The sequence below is a fragment of the Phytohabitans sp. LJ34 genome (genome assembly GCF_052068095.1).
In the GTDB taxonomy this organism is placed as follows: domain Bacteria; phylum Actinomycetota; class Actinomycetes; order Mycobacteriales; family Micromonosporaceae; genus Phytohabitans.
On the sequence record NZ_JBQHDG010000019.1, the window covers coordinates 150528 to 168657 of the forward strand.

The window sequence follows — 18130 nt, forward strand, 5'->3', positions numbered from 1 at the left end:
GTCGTCCTCCTCCCCGGACTTGAGCGTGTGCCAAGGACTGATGCTCCCTGGTGAGGGGTCAGTCGCGCCAGTCCACAGCGGCAGAGATCTTGCCGATAATCGTGCGCCAGCCGAGACTTGCCTGTTGTGCCCCGATTTTCTTGAGCCGCCGTCGACCCCGGAAGGCACCCAGACCACCACCCGCGGCGGAACGAAGTGCCTCGTCAAGGTCATCGAGGGGCGACCCGGGGGACAGGGCGGTAAGGACCGGCGTGAGGCGCAGGGCGTACGCCAGGTCGCGGGCCGCCTCGCCGGCCTCGATCAGCAGGTTGACGTCCCAGGTGTCGTGGCCACCACGCAGGTTTTCCACGACGAGATCCAGCTCGTACGAGTCTTCGTCGGACGGGGCCACGTGGCTCGGCTGGATCCGCTCGACCACCTCGGGCCACCCGTCGACCTGAGCGAGGTCGTTGGGCGCGCCGGAGCGCACGAAGGTCACCAGCGACTCGGGGCTCTTGAAGAGCAGCAGCCGCCCGCGGTGGCTGAGGAAGACCGGCACCTCCTCGGCCGCCGCCTCCTCTTCCTCGTCGTCGAACTCCTCGGCCGAGGGCTCCTCCGAATCTTCGTCGCGCGCGTGCTTGCCGCGGCGCGCGATCTCCTCGGTGTCGTCGTCCTCGTCGTCTTCGTCCGGGAAGTCGTCGTCGAGGATCACCACGGTGTCCTCGTCGTCTTCCGGCACGGCGTGCTTGGCCCTCGCCTCGAACGGGTCGTCGTCGTCACGGTCGCCGACCTCGGTGGGGGTCAGCGAGGTGGAGAGGCGGTATGCCCGGAGCGTGAAGCCCACGCCGGAAGGCAGCGCGATCTCGACGGGATCGATCTTCGTATCGGCCCACAAGGACGAGTCACCGACCGACGACTCTGGCTCGTCGCTGTCTTCTTCGAGCTCCTCGGCGAGATCCTCGTCGATCTCGAGGTCGGGCTCGGGCTTGTCGGCGTCCGGCCGGTTGGGCGACTGGCGGGCCACGCTGACCTCCGTGTGGGCTCAGGTCTGGCACCGGCCCGATGGCTGTCGGGTCGGCGACTCTGCGCACACAGTAGTAGCCCGTCCTGCGCGACGAACGCCCGCACCCCGTTGGAGAAGCCCGCGCAGATCGGTAGTCTTACTACCTATGAAGTCGCAGGCCCTGCACGGACACCTCGATGCGCTGCTGCTTTCCGTCCTGGAGGGCGGCGCGCTGCACGGCTACGCGATCATCGAGGCGCTCAAATCCCGCAGCGGCGGCACCCTCAACCTGCCCACCGGCACCATCTATCCCGCGCTGCGCCGGCTGGAGCGGGCCGGACACGTGGAGAGCGAGTGGAGCACGGTCAACGGCCGGGAGCGCCGCACCTACCGCCTCACCGACTCCGGCCATCGCGCGCTCGCCGGCGAGCGCGCCAGCTGGGAGGAGCTGAGCACGACGGTGGGCCGATTCCTGGGACCCACCACGACGGGACCGGCTACGACGTGACCGGTCGGCGGCGCGGCGCTGCGGTAACGCAGGTCACCGCCGACCTGACGAGCCAGCCGTACGCCGCCGCCACCACCAGCCCGCCCACGATCATCGGCGGCCAGGTGAGCGCCGTGTCCCAGAGCGACACCGACCAGAGGTAGATGACGGTGCTGGCAAGCCAGGTCAGGCCCACGATCGAAAGGGCGGCGAGCCCGATCGCCCGCACGGTGTGGCGCCCGGTCGGGCGGCCGCGCCGGGCGGCCCACGCCAGCCACAGGTAGACGGCCAGCGCCAGCCCGGCCCAGACGTACCCGAGGTGATCCTGCGCCCGCGAGATGAGCAGGTATCCCTCCGGTGGATGGGCGCCCGCGGCCGACCACGGCGAGCCGCGCCACATGAAGTCGGCCAGGGTGGCGAAGAGCGCCGGCACCAACACCATCGTCAGCGCCAGCCGCCGGGCCGCGCCGAGGCCCAGCTCCGCCTGGTACTCCGGGGCGAGCACGCGGACCTCGCCGAACTCGGCCACCGCGAGCCGCTCGGCCTCCGCGCGGGGCAGGCCCTCCTCCTGGTACGCCTCCGCCGCGTCCGCCAGGCCGTGCCGGGCCTCGCGGAGCATGTCGCCCTTGAGCCGGCCGGGTCCGGTGAGGGCACGGTCGAGCGCGCGGACGTACTCGTCGATGGGCGCGTGCATGGCCCCGAGCGTGCCACGCGCCGGCGGTACACGGCATCCGGGAGCGGCCCTAAGGGCCTATCCGGCGGCGAGGTAGCCGCGCTCGGCCACCTCTTGGGCGAGCCACTGGTCGCGGTACCAGCCGGGTGCCTCCACCAGCTCGGCATGGGTGCCCCGCGCCACCACCCGGCCGGCCTCCAGCACCAGCACCTCGTCCATGCCCTCGAGCCCGCGCAGCCGGTGGGTGACGAGCACCACCGCGCCGCGGGCCGCTGCGAGCACCCCGGCCAGCACCTCGTCGGCCGCCGCCGGGTCGAGCCCCTCGGTGGGCTCGTCGAGCAGGAGCACAGCCGGGTCGAGTAGCACCGCGCGGGCCAACGCCAGCCGCTGCCGCTGCCCGCCAGACAGCTGGCCGCCGTCCTCGCCGACGACCGTTTCCCAGCTCTCGGGCTGGTCCAGTACCCAATCGAGGAGGCCGGCCGCCGCGCAGGCCGCGGCCAGCTCGTCGTCGGTGGCGTCGGGGCGGCCGAGGAGCAGGTTTTCCCGCACGGTGGCGTGGAAGACGTACGCCTCGGCGAGCAGCCCACCCACCTCACGCGGCGACCCACCCCACTCGGCCAGCGCGGCCAGCAGCGTGCTCTTGCCCGCGCCGCTCGGCCCGACGACGCCGAGCCGGCGGCCGGGCGGAAGGTCGACACGGACCCCGTCGAGCGCCGCCGGCCCATCGGGGCGGTATCGCACGGTGATAGCTGAAATGTCCACAGAGGACGGCGCTGACGGCGGCGCCTCCACCAGCAGGGAGGAAACCCGTGCCAGTGGCGCCCGCAAGGCGACCCACTGCCGAGCCGCCGCGACAAGAGCCAGGCAGGTCTCGACCGCGGCGAGCGTGCCGACGGCCAGTACGCCGACGAGCACCCCGTCGACGTCCGCCCGCAGCGCGATCGCCGCCACCGCGCCCGCTGTGGCGCCGGAGACGAGCACACCTGCCGCGTCCACCGCCCAGCCGGCCGTGGCGAGCCGCCGCTCCAGCCGGGACAACTCGCCGGCCCGGCGCCGGGCCGCGTCGAGGGCGGTGCCGGTCGCGCCGTACGCGGCCAGGTCAGCCGCCCCGTGCGTCAGGTCGACCGCGTCGTTGGCGAGGGCGCCGCGCAGCGGTGCGACCTGCTCGGCGGTACGCCGGGTCAGTGCGGTGGCCGCCGCGGGCAGGGCGGCGCCGGCGACAAGCAGGCCCACCGCGAGCGCGGCCGCGGCGGCGGGAGAGATCAGGGCCGCCCCGCCGACCGCGAGCACGCCGACGGCGGCCGCCGCCGCACCGGGGACGAGCACCCGCAGCAGCAGGTCCTGCACCGCGTCTACATCGGACACCACGCGGCTGAGCGCGTCACCGGAGCGGGTGGGGCCGGGACGGGCGGCGAGCGTCGCGAAGACTCGCGCCCGAACGTCCGTGAGGATGCGCAGCACCGCGTCGTGACCGGTGAGCCGCTCGGTGTACCGGAGCACACCCCGCCCGATCGCGAGCGCGCGTACCGAGACGATCGCGACCGTGAGCGCGCTGATCGGCGGCTGGCCCGCGGCCGTCATCAGCAGCCAGGTGGCGGTCGCCATCAGCGCCACGCCGGCCGCCTCGGTGCCGGCGGCGAGCAGCCCCGCGCCGATCAGCCGGCCGAGGTAGGGGCGGGCGAGCCGCAGGACGGCGCTCATGCCGGCGCCTCCGCGAGCGCGACCACGTGCCCGTCCGTCACCCGGAGCACCCGGTCGGCCTCGGCCAGCAGCGCGGGGCGGTGGGCTACCATCAGCGCCGTGCGGCCGGCCACCAGCCGCCGGGTCGCCTCGAGCACGGCCGCCTCCGAGCCGCCGTCGAGCCGGGCGGTGGGCTCGTCGAGGAGCAGGATCGGCGCGTCGCGGATGAACGCCCGGGCCAGCGCCACCCGCTGCCGCTGCCCGCTGGACAGGCCGTGGCCGCGCTCGCCGAGCACCGTGTCGAGCCCGTCGGGCAGGGCCTCGACCACGTCGTCCAGCGCGGCGACCTTGACTGCCATCCGCAGCGCTTCGTCGGAGGCGTCGGGCGCGCCGAGCCGGATGTTTCCGGCGAGCGAGGCGGCGAAGAGGTGGGCCCGCTGCGGCACCCACGCCAGCCGCCTCCGCCAGGCGTCGAGGTCGAGGGTGGCCAGGTCGACGCCGTCGATCAGGACCCGCCCGGCGGTCGGCCGTACGAAGCCGAGCAGCAGCCCCAGCAGGGTGCTCTTGCCGGCGCCGCTCGGCCCGATGATCGCCACCCGCTCGCCGGCCCGGATGGTCAGCGAGACGTCCCGCAGGGCGACCGTCCGGTCGTACTCGACCGTGACCGACTCCAGCCGGATCTCCCGCACCGGACCGGGCGCGACCCCGGCGGTCGCCGGAGACTCCACAGTGGAGAGGGACAGTGCCGCGTCGAGCGCGGTCAGCCCTTCCACGCTCGCGTGGAAGCGGGCGCCGGCCGCGCGCAGCGGCAGGTAGGCCTCCGGGGCGAGCAGCAGCACCAGCAGCGCCGTCTCCAGCCCCACGCCGCCCTCCAGCAGCCGCAGGCCGATCGGCACCGCGACGAGCGCCACCGAGAGCGTGGCGACGAGCTCCAGCACCATGCCGGAGAGGAACGCGATCCGCAGCGTCCGCATCGTCGCCGTGCGGTGCTCGTCGGCCATCCGGCGGACCACCTCGACCTGCGCCCGCTCCCGCCCGAACGCGCGCAGCGTGGCAAGCCCCGCCACCATGTCGAGGAAGTGGCCGCCCAGCATCGACAGCCGCCGCCACTGGCGCTTGGTCGCCGCCTCGGTCTGCCAACCCAGCAGCGCCCCGAAGATCGGGATGAGCGGCAGCGTCACCGCCACGATCAGCGCGGAGCTCCAGTCGGCGAAGACCATCCGCCCGAGCACCGCGACCGGCACGGTCACGCCGAGCACGAGCTGCGGCAGGTAGCCGGTGAAGTACGCGTCGAGCGCGTCGAGCCCGCGCCCGGCCAGGGTGGCGATCTCGCCGGCCCGCTGCCCGGCCACCCACTGCGGGCCGCGCCGCCCCACCGCACCGAGCAGCTCGCCGCGCAGCGCCGCCTTGACCGTGGCCGCCGCGCGGGCCGCGACGACGCCCTGCCCCCACACCACGCCCGCCCGCGCGGCCACCGCCACCACGAACCCGGCCAGCGCCGCCCGGTCCAACCGCCCGCCCGCCGCCGCGGCAAGGAGCGCCGCCAGCGTCGTGGCCTGGGCGATCACGACCACCGCGGCGGCCACGCCGAGGAGTGCGAGCGCGGCGAACTGACGCCGGGTCGCGGGGACCCGGCGCAGCAGGCGTGGATCGAAGGGGCGGCGACTCACCAGTACACCGGCGCCCGGCCGTCGATCCGTCCGCGAAAGATCCACCAGGACATCACCTGGAAGCTTAATAAGGCCGGAACGAGTGGCACCGCGAGCCAGCTCAGCAGTCGCAGCGTGGGACCGCTCGCGGCGGCGTCGGCGACGGTCAGGCTGGCCGCCGGATCCACGGTGGAAACCAGCGCGTAGGGCCAGAGGGCAAGGCCGACCAGCGCCACCGGCACGACCAGCGCCACCGACGTGGCGGCGAAACCCACGCCCGGCCGCCCCCGGGCGAGCGCGCCGCCGGCGACCACCAGCGCCGCCACCAGCAGACACAGCAGTGGTACCGCCGCCGCCGGGCGCTGCACCGCGTCGCGTACCCGGGGAGAGAGAAGGCCCACGACCGTGGTGGCCGTGACCGCGGCGAGCGCCCACGGCGCTAGGCGGCGGCCGATGGTGGCGTGCCCGCCGCCGGGCAGCCGCAGCGCGAGGAACGCGGCGCCGTGCACCGCCACAAGAGTGAGCAGCGTCACTCCGGACGCCGCCGCGAACGGCGTGACGATGTGCCCCACCCCCTCGACGTGACCGTCTTCGTGCAGCGGCACGCCCTGGAGGAGCCCGCCGAGGACCGCGCCCCAACCCAGCGCGGCGAGCGCGCTGCCCCCGATGATGGCGCGGTCCCACGCCGTGCGGCCGTGTGCTGGCCGGCTGCGTAACTGCACCGCGGCGGTGACCACGAGCACGCCGGCCAGCGCCAGCACCACGGCCGGGTACAGGCCGGAGAGCAGCTCGCCCTCCAGCATCGGGAACGCTCCGAAGAGGATGCCGACCGCCGCCACCAGCCAGACCTCGTTGCCGAGGAAGAACGGGCCGAGCGCGGTGAGCACCGCCCGCCGATCTTCGCCGGTGCGGGCCCGGGCGAGTAGGAGGCCGGACCCGTAGTCGAAGCCGCCGAGCACGAAGTAGGCGGCGAAGAAGAGGCCGAGCAGGCCGTACCAGATGGTCGCCACGGTGTGCCTCCGTCAGGCCAGGACCGGCTCGGGCCGGTCGGCGGGTACGGGCAGCGGCTCGTCCGGCCGGCGGCCGAGTGCTGGGTCGGCCGTGCCGCGGTGCGCGACGCGGGCGAGCAGCACCCAGTCGGCGACCGCGAGCCCGAGCAGCAGCACGGTGAAGCCGACGAACGAGCTGAGCATCACCGCGCCGCTGGTGCCGGTGACCGCGTCTTCGGTGCGCAGCAGGCCGTACACGACGAAGGGCTGGCGGCCGATCTCCCGGAAGAGCCAGCCGAGGATCGCCGCCACGAACGGCAGCGGCGTGGCGACGAGCAGCAGGTAGAGCGGCACCTTCAGGCGGATGATCCAGTCGCGGTAGAAGAACGGGATGAACACCCAGATCCACATCAGCGCGAACGCGATGAGGATCATGAAGCCGAGCGCCGCGCTGGCGCCCACCGGGGGAAGGTAGTCAGCCGGGCTGCCACCGAAGCGGGCGGCGAAGTCGGCGGCGGCCGCGTTCTTGTCCGCCTCGTCGCCGAGTTTGGTCGGCTGGAGGCGGCCGAGGTAGCCGAACTGGGCGAAGCCGAAGCCCATCACCAGCGTGATGCCGATGCTGGCCGTGACGACGCCGATCCGCAGCGACTTGCGCCATGCCTCGTAGTCGGGGTTTCGGCGGATGAGCTGCCACGCCGCGATGCCGGCCACGAGGAAGCCGCCGGTCGTGAGCGCGGCCGACAGCACGTGGCCGAGCGCCATGCCGAACGTCTCGTTGCGCAGCAGCGCCCCGAAGTCGGTGAGGTGGGCGATGCGGTCGCGCTCCTCGTATCCGACCGGGTGCTGGAGCCACGAGTTGGCGACCAGGATCCAGAACGCCGAGGCGTACGCGGTGATCGCGACGCCGTAGAGGAGCGCGAGGTGCGCCCCGCGCCGCAGCCGGTGCCACCCGAAGATCCACATGCCGAGCAGCGTCGACTCGAGGAAGAACGCCACCAGCGTCTCGATCGCCAGCGGGGCGCCGAAGACGTTACCGACGTAGCGCGAGAGGCCGCTCCAGTTGAGCCCGAACTGGAACTCCATCACGATGCCGGTGGTGATGCCGAGCGCGTAGTTGACCAGGTAGAAGGTGCCCCAGAAGCGGGTGAGCCGCTCGTACACCGGCTTGCGGGTGACCAACCACGCGGTCTGGAAGTAGACCAGCAGCGTGACGAGACCGAGCGTGACGAGCACGAAGAGAAAGTGGATCGAGGTGGTGGTCGCGAACTGAAGGCGCGCGAGGAGCAGCGGGTCCATGGGCCCTCCCGGGTCGGCGGCTCTTCAGTCAGCCTACATGTAGGACGTCTACCTAATTCTACGACGTCCTGTAGTAGATGACTGTACAGTGCGGCCCAGCGCGGTGAGGGGCGCGGGTTATCCGACGAAGAGCGCGACGGTCGTGGCCACGAGGGTCGCCGTGACGCCGAGCGCGATCGCACCCCGCACGCGCGGCGGGCGACCGGCGGTGCGCAGCCGGCGCACCCGGGCGTCGAGGTGGCTGTCGGCGATGCTGAGCGTGATCGGCAGCGGGCGCGCGGCCCGGCTCTCCGCGATGCCGAGCGCGCCCGCCGGCGTCACCCGGGACGGCGCGGCGGCGAAGCGCAGGAGCGCCGCGGCCAGCGCATCGTCCATGTGGTGCCGCCGAGCCCGGTCGTCTGCCCGCATCTCGACGAGCAGCGCAACGGTGTCGCGCGCGGCCCGCACCCACGCCGCCCAGGGCAGCGCCCGGCACAGCGCCGTGAACGGCAGCAGCACCAAGTCGTGCCGCTCGTCGGCGTGTGCCCGCTCGTGCGTGAGCACGGCCGCGAGCTGGGCCCGGTCGAGCAGGCTGAGCGTGCCGGCGCTGACCACGACGGTCGGCCGCACACCCGGCAGGCAGTAGGCCGCGGCGCTCGGGTGGTCGAGCACCAGCGCGCCGGGAGCGGCCGGGTCGTCGCGGGCGACGAGCGTGAGCAGGTCACGGTGGCGGCGCTGCGCGCTCAGCGCGCGAAGTCCACAGATGACGGTCGTGCCGACCAGCACCCCGCCCACGCCGAACCCACCCGCGACCAGCGCCGCGTGCGCCAGCCCGAAGCCCGGCACCAGCTCACCCGAGGCGAGCCGCACGAGAGCGTCACCGACGCCGTCGTCGTAGGGCGCGAGACCGGCCGCCAGCGGCAGCCCGATGGCCGCCAGCCCGAGCGCGAGCCCCACCGCCTGCCAGCAGACGATCGCGACGCGCGGCGAATCGTATGTCCAGGTCGACCGCGTCAACACCTGGGCGGTGAGGTAGCACGCCAGCACGGCGACGGCGAAATGCACGGCGTACACCATGGCGGTCAGTCTTTCCTGTCCGCTTTGCCGTCCGCGGCTTCCTCGGCCAGGGCCGCCCGCAGCACCTCGGCCTCGGTGCCGCTCACGGAACGGGCGAAGCGCACCAGCGCCGCGTCGCGGCTGCTGGACAGGTCGAGGGCGTCGAGCATGAGCTGAGCGATATACGCCTCACGGCTCGCGGCCGGCCGGTAACTCCACGCCCGCCCGGCCCGCTCGCGCTCGACCATCTCCTTGCCGGCGAGCCGATCCAGCACGGTCATGACCGTCGTGTATGCCAGCTCGCGGTTGTGCAGGGCCTCGGCGACCTCCCGCACGGTCAACGGCGTGCCGCGATCCCACAGCACGTCCATCACCGCACGTTCCAACTCACCCAGCCGCATCACGCCATAGATGCTACCGGGCTTGTCTCGCGGCCCGCGATCATGAGGACAGCTCAGCCCAGACCGTCGCGCTCCAGCTCGGCAAGTGTGGCCCGCCGCCGCTCGACGTATTCACTCATGTCGGATGGCTTCTGTGCCAACTCGTACATGATTATCTGAGCGCCCCAGGGATCGCCCTCAATTGGCTCGGCCAACCAATACTATGGTATTCCTCGATCGGCATACCATGTGGGATTGCGATCTTTTTTATCGGAAGACGGAGACCGAACTTCGGCGATCAAGGCCAAAGCGGCCGGATCGTGCCATGCGGCATTCGGGTCGGTTGGTCGGTCGTGGAAGACGCCGACTTCTGCCACACGAGCGTCCTTGCGGGTGCGCAGCACGCCAACTTGGGTAAATGCAAATCGGCCAGCTCTTACAAATATGTCGCGTAGCGCGCTCTCAACGTGCTGATGCCACAGCCGGGCCGGAGACATGACATACAAATTACCATTGTGGACCTCGGCACGTACGCCCTGTGGGAGGTTCTCCAGGTCGTCAATTGTCCACTCGTCGGCGATTGGTATGAACTCGGTAATGGTCACCTCGCCTCCCTCCATATGCCGCCTCAGCTTACCGGCTAAATGCCCTTGGGGTGCCAGACGGTCTTGGTTTCGAGGAAGGCGGTCATCCTGCCGACGCCCGGGTCTGCGGTCCAGTCCACCGGGCCCGCCGGCGGGCGTACCACGCGCTTGAGGTTGTCGGCCGCGGCCTCCTCCAGCGAAGCCGCCAGCGCCCCCTCCCGGACCCCGGCCAGGTCGAGCGCGTTGACGTCCATGTGCGCGGCCAGCCAGGGCCCGGTCTCGGCCACCTTGCCGGTCAGGATGTTGACCACGCCGCCGGGCAGGTCGGAGGTGGCCAGCACCTCGGCCAGCGTGACCGCGGCGAGCGGGCGGCCCTCGGCGGCGAGCACCACCACCGTGTTGCCCGTGACGATGGCCGGTGCGACCACGCTCACCAGGCCGAGCAGCGGCGACTCCGGCGGGGCGACCACGCCGACCACGCCGGTGGGCTCGGGCGAGGAGAGGTTGAAGTACGGGCCGGCGACCGGGTTGGCGTTGCCGTACACCTGGGCGATCTTGTCGGACCAGCCGGCATACCAGACCCAGCGGTCGATCGCGGCGTCGACGTCCGCCTCGGTCTCGCCGAGCGCCACGAACTGGTCGCGCCGACCCTCCAGCATCTCCGCGGCCCGGTAGAGGATCTGCCCCCGGTTGTACGCCGTGGTGCCTGACCAGCCCTTCACCGCCGCGCGGGCGGCGACCACCGCGTCGCGCACGTCCTTGCGCGAGGCGAGTGCGACGTTGGAGTCCTGCACGAGATACGACCGCCCCGACTCGCTGCGTGGAAACTTTCCGCCGATGAAGAGCTTGTACGTCTTGCGGACCGCCAGGCGACTAGACGTCAAGGTAGGCCTCCAACCCGTGCCGGCCGCCCTCGCGACCGTAGCCGGACTCCTTGTACCCGCCGAACGGCGACGCCGGGTCGAACTTGTTGAACGTGTTGGCCCACACCACGCCGGCGCGCAGCCGGTCGGCCATCCACAGGATCCGCGAGCCCTTGTCGGTCCAGACGCCGGCGGAGAGACCGTACGGTGTGTTGTTGGCCTTTTCGACCGCCTCGGCCGGGGTGCGGAAGGTGAGCACCGACAGCACCGGCCCGAAGATCTCCTCGCGGGCGATGCGGTGTGCCTGGGTGACGCCCGTGAAGATCGTCGGGGCGAACCAGAACCCTCGATCCGGCAGCTCGCACGGCGGCGACCACCGCTCAGCGCCCTCCTCGGAGCCGATCTCCGAGAGCGTGCGGATGCGCTCCAGCTGGGCGGCCGAGTTGATGGCGCCGATGTCGGTGTTCTTGTCGAGCGGGTCGCCGACGCGCAGCAGCGCCATCCGCCGCTTGAGCGAGGCGAGCACCTCGTCGTACACCGACTCCTGGATCAGCAGCCGCGAGCCGGCGCAGCACACATGCCCCTGGTTGAAGAAGATGCCGTTGACGATGCCCTCGACGGCCTGGTCGATCGGGGCGTCCTCGAAGACGATGTTGGCGGCCTTGCCACCGAGCTCCAGCGTGACCTTCTTGCGGGTGCCGGCCACCGCGCGCGCGATCGCCCGCCCCACGTCGGTGGAGCCGGTGAACGCGACCTTGTCGACGCCCGGGTGCGAGACGAGCGCGTGGCCGGTCTCGCCGGCGCCGGTCACGATGTTGACCACGCCGGGCGGCAGCTCCGCCTCCTGGCAGATCTCCGCGAACACGAGCGCGGTCAGCGGCGTGGTCTCGGCCGGCTTGAGCACGACCGTATTGCCGCAGGCCAGCGCGGGCGCGATCTTCCACGCGAGCATGAGCAGCGGGAAGTTCCACGGGATGACCTGCCCGGCCACACCGACAGGGCGGGGGTCGGTGCCGAAGCCGGCATACCCCAGCTTGTCGGCCCACCCGGCGTAGTAGAAGAAGTGCGCGGCGACCAGCGGCACGTCGACGTCGCGCGACTCGCGGATCGGCTTGCCGTTGTCGAGCGACTCCAGCACCGCCAGCTCGCGGCCGCGCTCCTGGATGATGCGGGCGATCCGGAAGAGGTACTTGGCGCGCTCGCGGCCGGGCATCCTCGACCAGACGTTCTCGTACGCCGCGCGGGCCGCGCGCACCGCACTATCCACTTCGGACTCAGTCGCCCAGGCGACCTCGGCGAGCACCTCTTCGTTGGCCGGGTTGACGGTCTTGTTGCGCACTTCGCCGTCGACCCACTTGCCGTTGACGAACAAGCCGTACGACGGCTTGATGTCTACAATGGAGCGTGACTCGGGCGCGGGAGCGTATTCGAACATCGTCAGTCCACAGTGAAGTAGTCCGGACCGGAGTAGTGTCCGGTCTTCAGCTTGGTGCGCTGCATCAGCAGGTCGTTGAGGAGCGTGGAGGCGCCGAAGCGGAACCAGTCCGGGTCGAGCCAGTCTTCGCCGGCGGTCTCGTTGACCACCACCAGGTACTTGATCGCGTCTTTCGTGGTGCGGATGCCGCCCGCCGGCTTGACGCCCACCTGGCGGCCCGACGCGGCCCGGAAGTCGCGGACGGCCTCGAGCATGACCAGCGTCACCGGCAGCGTCGCGGCGACCGGCACCTTGCCCGTCGAGGTCTTGATGAAGTCGCCGCCGGCCAGCATGGCCAGCCAGGAGGCGCGGCGCACGTTGTCGTACGTGGCCAGCTCGCCGGTCTCCAGGATGACCTTGAGGTGGGCGCTGCCGCAGGCGTCCTTCACGGCGACGATCTCGTCGTACACCTCCTGGTAGCGCCCGGACAGGAAAGCCCCCCTGTTGATCACCATGTCGATCTCGTCGGCCCCGGCCGCGACGGCGGCCTTGGTGTCGGCGAGCTTGACGTCGAGCGGCGCCTGCCCGGACGGAAACGCCGTGGCGACACTCGCGAGATGCACGCCGGAGCCGCGCAGGGCGTCGAAAGCGACCGGCACCATCGCCGGGTAGACGCACACCGCGGCGACGGCCGGGCACGACGGGTCGGCCGGATCGGGGCGCCGGGCCTTGGCGGAGAGCGCCCGCACCTTGCCGGGCGTGTCCGCGCCCTCCAGGGTGGTCAGGTCGACCATCCGGATCGCGAGGTCGATGGCCCACGCCTTGGCGGTCGTCTTGATCGAACGCGTCCCGAGCATGGCGGCCCGCTGCTCGGCGCCGACCTGATCCACCCCGGGCAGTCCGTGCAGGAATGCGCGCAATGTCGCATCCGAACGCCCTATGTCGGCCAGCGCCGCCGACGTCGCTGTCGCCGTCATACCGCGAGTCTAGACACGAGAACGGTAGGTTGACCGCCGTGGACGTACTCGTCGTTGACCACCCCCTGGCCCAGTCGCGCCTGACCGCGATGCGCGATGCCCGCACCGACTCGGCGGCGTTCCGCGCCGCGCTCCACGAGCTCACCACCATGCTCGTGTACGAGGCCGCCCGCACCCTGGCCGTCGAGCACTACTCGATCCAGACGCCGGTCGCGCCGACCGAGGGCACCCGCCTGGCCAACCCGCCGCTGCTCGTGCCGGTGCTCAGGGCCGGCCTGGGCATGGCCGACGCGGCGCTGGCGCTGCTGCCCGAGTCGTCGATGGGCTTCGTGGGCCTGGCCCGCGACGAGCACACCTTCGAGCCGCGCGCGTACATGGAGTCGCTCCCCGTCGACCTCGCCGGCCGCCCGGTCTTCGTGCTCGACCCGATGCTCGCCACCGGCGGCTCGCTGGAGCACTGCTGCCGCCTGCTGGCCGACCGCGGATGCACCGACATCATCGTGCTGTGCGTGCTCGCCGCGCCCGCCGGCATCGAGCGCCTCGAGCGCTCCGGCCTGCCGTTGCGCCTGGTCACAGCCTCGATCGACGAAGGCCTCAACGACAAGGCGTTCATCGTCCCCGGCCTGGGTGACGCGGGCGACCGCCAGTTCGGCGGCATGCCCCGCTTCTGAGGAGCGGCAGCCCCCGCTTCTGAGACCAGGCTGGGAGGGTGAGTGCGTGAATAGCGTGAACGGGATACCGTTCGGGGCCATGAGCTCCGTTGCGTTGGCCGAGGAACTGCTGCTGCTCGCGTATGACAACGAGTCCGGCAAGGCCATCGGCTCCCGGATCGGTCTCGACCTGGGCATGGCCGCGGCCGTGCTGGTGGAGCTGGCACTCGCCGGTCGGATCGCGTACTCAGACGGCACGATCATCGTCACCAACGACAAGCCGATCGGTGAGCCGATCGCCGACGACGTCCTCGCCCGGATCGCGTCCGACACCCCGCATACGCCCGCCTCCTGGGTGCAGCGGCTGCGTCACGGGCTGCGTGGCCGGGTGCTGGCCGACCTGTGCGCCCGCGGCGTGATCTGCGACGTCGACGAGACGGCGATGGAGGGCTACGTCCACCTGCACCGCTACCCCACGATCGACGCCTCGGTGGAAAACGAGGTCCGAGACCGCCTCAGCAAGGCGCTCAACGGCGACGGGGTGCCCGCGGAGCGCACGGCGGCCCTGGCCACGCTCGTCGCGGCCGTGCGGATGGAGCCGACGCTGGGCCTGTCCGTCGAGGAGACCCTGGAGGCGCACAACCAGCTGGAGAAGATCGGCGGCGGCGCCGGCTTCACCGGCAACGTGAGCCTGGAGGAGTCCACGATCCGCCCGAGCGTCGCGCTGGTCATCGCGGCGCTGGCCAAGGCCATCCAGCAGGCGCTGGGCACTCCCCGCCCCGCGACCCCGGCTGGCGGCTGACCGGGTCACCAGATCCCGAGCGCGGCCGCCGTCTCCGTACGTAGGGCCCGCACCGACGCCGCGGCGCGTTCGCGGGCTCCGGCCACGTCCTCGTCCACGACCGGCTCGACCACTTCCAGGTACGCCTTGAGCTTCGGCTCCGTGCCGGACGGGCGGACCACCACGCGGGCGTTCTCGGTGCGCAGGATCACCACGTCGGCGTCGGGCTGGAGATCCTCCACCGAGGTGATCGCGTCATCGAGGAGCGCGTCCGGCGTCTTCTGCCGCAGGTGGGCCATGATGTCCTGGATCTCGTGCGGCGCGTCGACGCGCACCGAGAGCTGGTCGGTCACGTACACGCCAAACTCCGAGGCCAGCTCGTCGAGGCGGTCGGCGAGCGTGCCCAGCCCGGCCTTCAGCCCCGCCGCGAGCTCGGCCACGGTGAGGGCGGCGGTGATGCCGTCCTTGTCGCGGACGTGGTCAGGCGCCACGCAGTAGCCGAGCGCCTCCTCGTATCCGAAGACCAGGCCCTCGCCGGCCCGCACGATCCACTTGAACCCGGTGAGCGTCTCCGCGTACGGCACGCCGCGCGCCGCGCACATCGCCTTGAGCAGGGAAGACGACACGATCGTGGTGGCGTACAACCCGCGCTTGCCCTGCCGCATGAGGTGGTCGGCGATCAGCACGCCGACCTCGTCGCCGCGGAGCATCCGCCAGCCGCGCACAGGGTCCGGGATGGCCACCGCGCACCGGTCGGCGTCCGGGTCGTTGGCGATCGCGATGTCCGCGCCGTTGGCCGTGGCCAGCGCGACGACCCGGTCGATCGCGCCCGGCTCCTCCGGGTTGGGGAACGCCACGGTGGGGAACGCCGGATCCGGCTCGGCCTGCTCGGCCACGACGGCCGGCCGGGCGAAGCCGGCGCGGGCGAACGCCGCCGCCAGCACCGCCGCGCCGACCCCGTGCAGCGGCGTGTACGCCACCGCGAGGTCGCGCGGGGTGTCCGGGTCGACCACCGCCACCGCGCCATCCACATAGGACGTGATCAGGTCTTCGCCGAGCACCTCGCCCGGCGCGCCGAGCGGCACGTCCGCGACCCGGCCGACCGCCTGGATCGCCGCCTCGATCTCCCGGTCGACGGGCGGCACGATCTGCGCGCCGTCGCCGAGGTAGACCTTGTAGCCGTTGTCCTGGGGCGGGTTGTGGCTGGCCGTCACCATCACGCCGGCGGCCGCGCCGAGCGTGCGGATCGCGTAGGCCAGGACGGGCGTCGGCAGCGGGCGGGGCAGCACCAGCGCCTCCCGGCCGGCCCCGGTGGCCACCCGGGCGGTCTGCTCGGCGAACGCCTTCGAGCCGTACCGCGCGTCGTACCCGATGACGAGCGGACCTTGCGCCCCGCGGGCGGCGAGCCAGCCGACGAGCCCGGCCGCCGCCCTTGTGACGACGGCGAGGTTCATGCCGTTGGGGCCGGCGCGCAGCGGGCCGCGCAGCCCGGCGGTGCCGAACTCCAGCGTGCCGGCGAAGCGGTCGGCCAGGTCGGCGGCGCTGGCCGGCAGCTGGTCGAGCACGGCGCGTAACTCGTCCCGGCTCGCCGGGTCGGGGTCGTCATCGAGCCATGCGAGTGCGCGCCCTACGTGGGTGCCCTCATGCTGCGGCTGGGAGCCGCGGTCGCCCACGACGTCGCGTGCCCCGAATTCCGCCGAGGTTTCCTCCATGCCGCTTTGATAGCACGTGTCCGGTAAGACCGCGCGACCGGCTCACGCGGTGAGCTGGAAGGTCCGCACCATCTCGTCGAAGATCTGCTTGCTGTCGGCGAACTTGCTCTCGGGCGCCGTCAGGTAGAACGAGTAGGCCTTGCCGCCCTCGACGACCGCGCGCCAGACCCCGTGCCGCATGTCGCCGCCGGAGCCGCAGGTGTACTCCAGCTCGGCGGCCGGCTTGCCGGCGACCTCGACCTCGGTGAGGCCCAGCTCGGCGTAGGGCCGCGCGCAGTTTTTCGACACGTTGTCGCGGAGCCGGTTACCGGCGCTCTGTAGGAACCGCACCGGCTCGGCCTTGGAGTTTTCCACCAGGATGCGCACCCGGCGTCCCTTGTCGGCCGGGTCGGTGTAGTCGAAGAAGACGCCGCTGCCGCCGGTCTTCTTCCACCCCTTGGGCACGTTGAGGCTTACGCCGCGCTCGGCGTGCTGCTGGGTCTCGAACGACGGCGCCACCGGCTCCGACGAGACGTTGCCCGCCTGGGCCGGCGTGTTGTCGCCGTCACCGCCACCGCCGCTGAGCAGCACGATGCTGCCGAGCAGCACCACGGCCGCGACGCCGGCCGCGGCGGCGATCTGCACGTTGCGCGGCCAGCCCTTGACGGTCGTGACCAGCTGCGCGCCGGTGCGGCGGGCGGTCTCGACAAGCGCCGCGCCCCGGCCGGCCGGCTTGGCACCGGGCGGGCCCCAGCCGGGCCGCTCCCAGGCGGGCTGGGCGCCGGTGGGCGCGTCGTACCGCGCGGCGGACTGGACCTGTGCGTGCGGCGGGATCGGCGCGGTCGGTGCGGCGCTCGTGGACTCGTCGTAGCGGGGCGCGACGCCGGTGGGCTCGTCGTAGCGAGGCGCGCCGACCGGCGCGGGCGACTGCGGCGCGGCTCCACCCTTTTGCAGCTCGCGGAGCCGGTCGGTGAGCGACTCGCCGGGCTGGAGCATCGCCCGCCCGCCGATCTGCCCGCTCGGCTGCGGCGCGGGCGCCGGCGCCGGTGGCTGCCAGCCGGAGCGCTGGGCGGGCACCACCGCGTACGGGTCGGTCATCATGTGCGCCGGCGCCTTGCTGGCCAGCGGGCCGGCGAGCAGCTCGCGGAGCATGTTGCGGGAGAGCATCACGTCGTAGCGCCGGGACGGGTCCTTCTCCAGCAGGCCGAAGAGCACCTGGGTGAGCGCGCCGGCCCGGCTCGGCGGGGCGGGCGGGTCTTCGACCACGGCGTGCATGGTCTCGATCGGGTCACCCTTGTCGAACGGGGGCCGGCCCTCCACCGCCGTGTAAAGCGTCACACCGAGCGAGAAGAGGTCACTGGGCGGCCCGAAGTCTTGCCCCATCGCCCGCTCGGGCGAGATGAAGTGTGGCGAGCCGAGCACCATGCCCGGCGTGGTGAGCTGCACGTCGGTGGGCATCCGGGCGACGCCGAAGTCGGTGAGCACGCAGCGGCCGTCGGTGCAGATCAGCACGTTGGCCGGCTTGACGTCGCGGTGCAGCACGCCGATCGCGTGCGCGACCTCCAGCGCGCCGAGCAGCGCGATGCCGATCTTGGCGACCGCGCGCGGCGCGACCGGCCCGTCCTCGATGATCATGTCGGCGAGGCTGCGCGCGTCGAGCAGCTCCATCACGATCCACGGCCGCCCGGACTCGTGGACCACGTCGTAGACCTGCACGACGGCCGGGTGCTGGAGCGCGGCGGCGGCGCGGGCCTCGCGCAGCGTCCGCTCGTACATCGCGTCGCGGTCGCTGGGCGCCATCCCCGGGGGAAGGATGACCTCCTTGACCGCCACGTCTCGCCGAAGCAGGGTGTCGGCGGCGCGCCAGACGGTGCCCATGCCGCCGTGCCCCACGGCCGCACGCAGCGCGTATCGACCGCCGATGGTGGTGCCTGGTGCCGCGCGTCCGTTGGTGGGGCTGACTTGTCCGCCACTCCACGTCGGAATCTGAGTCACTGGT

The 18130-nt window shown here is 72.4% G+C and carries 18 protein-coding genes; 3 read left to right on the forward strand and 15 right to left on the reverse strand.

The genetic code is table 11. The annotated features are described in order from the left end of the window. Window positions 1-58 precede the first annotated feature (58 nt). On the reverse strand, window positions 59-1003 hold the full coding sequence (locus ACTMTJ_RS30960; protein WP_441222142.1) for a DNA primase: 945 nt from the start codon (window positions 1001-1003) through the stop codon (window positions 59-61). A 145-nt stretch (window positions 1004-1148) separates the two neighbouring features. On the opposite strand from ACTMTJ_RS30960, the gene ACTMTJ_RS30965 reads away from it, so the two are divergent. Next, entirely contained in the window at window positions 1149-1490 is a 342-nt protein-coding gene (locus ACTMTJ_RS30965; protein ID WP_441222144.1) for a PadR family transcriptional regulator, read from the forward strand. Here ACTMTJ_RS30965 and ACTMTJ_RS30970 read toward each other — a convergent pair. The 12 genes from ACTMTJ_RS30970 to deoC form a co-directional block, all read right to left on the reverse strand. Further along, entirely contained in the window at window positions 1480-2163 is a 684-nt protein-coding gene (locus tag ACTMTJ_RS30970; protein ID WP_441222146.1) for a permease prefix domain 1-containing protein, read from the reverse strand. The two genes, ACTMTJ_RS30965 and ACTMTJ_RS30970, sit on opposite strands and share 11 nt — an antisense overlap. A 57-nt stretch (window positions 2164-2220) precedes the next feature. Beyond that, a complete protein-coding gene (gene cydC / locus ACTMTJ_RS30975; RefSeq protein WP_441222148.1) occupies window positions 2221-3843 on the reverse strand; it encodes a thiol reductant ABC exporter subunit CydC in 1623 nt (540 codons plus the stop codon). After that, window positions 3840-5492 carry a thiol reductant ABC exporter subunit CydD gene (gene cydD, locus ACTMTJ_RS30980; RefSeq protein WP_441222150.1) on the reverse strand — a complete coding sequence of 551 codons (1653 nt, stop codon included), beginning with the start codon at window positions 5490-5492 and terminating at the stop codon, window positions 3840-3842. The genes cydC and cydD overlap by 4 nt, the downstream gene beginning before the upstream one ends. After that, on the reverse strand, window positions 5489-6481 hold the full coding sequence (locus ACTMTJ_RS30985; RefSeq protein ID WP_441222152.1) for a cytochrome d ubiquinol oxidase subunit II: 993 nt from the start codon (window positions 6479-6481) through the stop codon (window positions 5489-5491). The genes cydD and ACTMTJ_RS30985 overlap by 4 nt, the downstream gene beginning before the upstream one ends. Before the next feature lie 12 nt (window positions 6482-6493). Beyond that, window positions 6494-7756 carry a cytochrome ubiquinol oxidase subunit I gene (locus tag ACTMTJ_RS30990; RefSeq protein ID WP_441222154.1) on the reverse strand — a complete coding sequence of 421 codons (1263 nt, stop codon included), beginning with the start codon at window positions 7754-7756 and terminating at the stop codon, window positions 6494-6496. Between the two features lie 117 nt (window positions 7757-7873). Next, on the reverse strand, window positions 7874-8812 hold the full coding sequence (locus tag ACTMTJ_RS30995) for a M56 family metallopeptidase (RefSeq protein ID WP_441222156.1): 939 nt from the start codon (window positions 8810-8812) through the stop codon (window positions 7874-7876). Window positions 8813-8817: 5 nt separating this feature from the next. Beyond that, complete coding sequence (locus ACTMTJ_RS31000; protein ID WP_441222158.1) at window positions 8818-9195, reverse strand: BlaI/MecI/CopY family transcriptional regulator; 378 nt, start codon at window positions 9193-9195, stop codon at window positions 8818-8820. A 50-nt stretch (window positions 9196-9245) separates the two neighbouring features. Next, complete coding sequence (locus ACTMTJ_RS31005; protein ID WP_441222160.1) at window positions 9246-9386, reverse strand: hypothetical protein; 141 nt, start codon at window positions 9384-9386, stop codon at window positions 9246-9248. 6 nt (window positions 9387-9392) lie between these two features. Further along, a complete protein-coding gene (locus tag ACTMTJ_RS31010) occupies window positions 9393-9776 on the reverse strand; it encodes a Uma2 family endonuclease (protein WP_441222162.1) in 384 nt (127 codons plus the stop codon). A 35-nt stretch (window positions 9777-9811) separates the two neighbouring features. Further along, window positions 9812-10639, reverse strand: coding sequence for an aldehyde dehydrogenase family protein (locus ACTMTJ_RS31015; protein WP_441222164.1), 828 nt, complete (start codon window positions 10637-10639; stop codon window positions 9812-9814). Further along, on the reverse strand, window positions 10629-12053 hold the full coding sequence (locus tag ACTMTJ_RS31020) for an aldehyde dehydrogenase family protein (RefSeq protein ID WP_441222166.1): 1425 nt from the start codon (window positions 12051-12053) through the stop codon (window positions 10629-10631). Before ACTMTJ_RS31020 ends, ACTMTJ_RS31015 begins: the two co-directional genes overlap by 11 nt. A 2-nt stretch (window positions 12054-12055) precedes the next feature. After that, entirely contained in the window at window positions 12056-13009 is a 954-nt protein-coding gene (gene deoC, locus ACTMTJ_RS31025; RefSeq protein WP_441222168.1) for a deoxyribose-phosphate aldolase, read from the reverse strand. Between the two features lie 38 nt (window positions 13010-13047). Between deoC and upp the strand changes: the two genes are divergently transcribed. Both upp and ACTMTJ_RS31035 read left to right on the forward strand, forming a co-directional pair. Continuing rightward, a complete protein-coding gene (gene upp, locus ACTMTJ_RS31030) occupies window positions 13048-13680 on the forward strand; it encodes a uracil phosphoribosyltransferase (protein ID WP_441222170.1) in 633 nt (210 codons plus the stop codon). A gap of 79 nt (window positions 13681-13759) precedes the next feature. Beyond that, window positions 13760-14461 (forward strand): GOLPH3/VPS74 family protein, encoded by a 702-nt coding sequence (locus tag ACTMTJ_RS31035; RefSeq protein WP_441222172.1) that lies wholly within the window; start codon window positions 13760-13762, stop codon window positions 14459-14461. Between the two features lie 5 nt (window positions 14462-14466). Here the strand turns inward: ACTMTJ_RS31035 and ACTMTJ_RS31040 are convergent, their stop codons facing one another. Next, complete coding sequence (locus tag ACTMTJ_RS31040; RefSeq protein WP_441222174.1) at window positions 14467-16152, reverse strand: phospho-sugar mutase; 1686 nt, start codon at window positions 16150-16152, stop codon at window positions 14467-14469. Window positions 16153-16194: 42 nt separating this feature from the next. After that, window positions 16195-18126: a protein kinase domain-containing protein gene (locus ACTMTJ_RS31045; protein ID WP_441222176.1), complete on the reverse strand. Its 1932-nt coding sequence runs from the start codon at window positions 18124-18126 to the stop codon at window positions 16195-16197. Window positions 18127-18130: the final 4 nt, after the last annotated feature.